The sequence below is a fragment of the Streptacidiphilus neutrinimicus genome, assembly GCF_000787815.1.
Taxonomy (GTDB): domain Bacteria; phylum Actinomycetota; class Actinomycetes; order Streptomycetales; family Streptomycetaceae; genus Streptacidiphilus; species Streptacidiphilus neutrinimicus.
The window spans coordinates 152,245-153,999 of sequence record NZ_BBPO01000003.1 but is presented as its reverse complement, the minus strand read 5'-3'; the positions used below and the strand labels follow the sequence as shown (position 1 = coordinate 153,999).

2 protein-coding genes are annotated in these 1,755 nt (G+C 73.2%); one reads left to right on the top strand and one right to left on the bottom strand.

The genetic code is table 11. The features are described 5' to 3' along the window. Positions 1 to 151 precede the first annotated feature (151 nt). Positions 152 to 337, bottom strand: a complete 186-nt coding sequence (locus tag TR48_RS03695) for a hypothetical protein (RefSeq protein WP_236651997.1) — start codon at positions 335 to 337, stop codon at positions 152 to 154. Positions 338 to 780: 443 nt separating this feature from the next. On the opposite strand from TR48_RS03695, the gene TR48_RS03690 reads away from it, so the two are divergent. Next, positions 781 to 1,755: serine/threonine-protein kinase (locus TR48_RS03690; RefSeq protein WP_084728764.1), on the top strand; the 975-nt coding region annotated here is incomplete at its 3' end.

The following is a 1,755-nucleotide window of genomic DNA, read 5'->3' as shown; positions in this document are numbered from 1 at the left end:
CACGGCAAAGCCGAGGGCCCCGACGGATCGATCCGTCGGGGCCCTCGGCGTCCCCCGGGCCGAGCGGACGAAGCGCGGGTGGTGGGCCCGGTCAGCCCTCACCGACAGACCGGACCCGCCACCCGCAGTTCTTGGGGTGCAGCGGAGCGCCTCAGCGGCTCATCATCTGCACCATGGTGTTCGCCTGGAGGGCGAACTGGTGCCAACCCCCGAAGGCGTAGGCGAGCAGCGCGGCGACGGGCAGAGCGATGACGAGCGCCACCAAGGGGTTCCTGGTGCCGTCACCGGTCGGCCGACGCCGCCGCGGCGGTCGGCTCCCGGTCTGCTGCATGGCCATCGCTGACTCCCCCATCCACCTGTTCATCGTCGTTCGTCTGCGTCGTTCGTCTGCGTTGTTCGCCGGTCGCGCTTCTGGTGCGGTGGGCGAAGATCCTCGGGGGACGAGCGTCCCGCCCACCGCTCACCAACAACGTTAGGCCGCCCTTTCTTCCCGGTCGTCATGCCAGCGCAGGGTCCTGCGGGCCGCCACAGGGAGGAGCCTCCGACCTGAGGACTACTACCCGAGGTGGAGGGGGCCCCGGGGCCGGTCTCAGGGTTGTCCCTGAGGGCCCGGTGTGCCCGGCGGGAGCGGTCCACCGCGCCGTCCACTGCGTTGCGTATCAGCACACCGGCTCGCACAGTCCGTAAGCTGTGGTCCTGGCAATCAGCAATCCGTGCTCGGGCATGCCCAGCACACCCCCGGAGACGGGGACCTGACGGTGGGACGGCGATGTGACGAAGATGCGGCTCCGGCGCGAGGACCCGCGACTCGTCGGGCCCTACCGCCTGCACCGCCGGCTCGGCGCGGGAGGCATGGGGGTCGTCTACCTGGGCTCGGACCGCAAGGGGCAGAAGGTCGCGCTCAAGCTGATCCGCGCCGAACTGGCGGGGGACGCGGAGTTCCGCACCCGGTTCGCCCGCGAGGTCGCCGCGGCGGCGCGGATCCGGGGCGGCTGCATCGCGCGGCTGGTCTCGTCCGACATCGAGGCCGAACGCCCCTGGCTGGCCACCGTCTACGTCCCAGGACCCTCGCTCTACAAGCAGGTCGGCGACGAGGGCCCGCTGCCGTGGGCGGAGGTCGCGGCGATCGGCTCGGCGCTGGCCGACGGCCTGGAGCAGGTGCACGAGGCCGGGGTGGTGCACCGCGACCTCAAGCCGTCCAACATCCTGCTCTCCCCCAAGGGCCCGCGGATCATTGACTTCGGCATCGCCTGGTCCAGCGGCGCGAGCACGCTGACCCACGTCGGCACGGCCGTCGGCTCCCCGGGGTTCCTCGCGCCCGAGCAGGTGCGCGGCGTCGGGGTGACCGGCGCGACGGACGTGTTCGCGCTCGGCAGCACCCTCGCCTACGCGGCCACCGGTGACACGCCCTTCGGCTCGGGCAGCTCCGAGGTGATGCTGTATCGGGTGGTGCACGAGGAACCGGACCTGACGGGCGTTCCGGCAGCGCTGGCTCCACTGATCCGCGCCTGCCTGGCCAAGGACCCCACCGACCGGCCGACCCCGACGCAGGTGCAGGACAAGCTCGGCGAGCTCGCGGCGCGCGCCGCGGCGATCGGACGCAGCATCGCGCCGCAGCCGCAGCCGCACTCGCACTCCGGCCGCGCGGACGGCGAGGACCGGCACGCGGACGCGCGCGGGGCCGGACATCCCGCCGGGCCCGCGGAGGCGCACGAGCGGTACGGCGACGGTCACGTGCCGACGCCGGGCCACGGC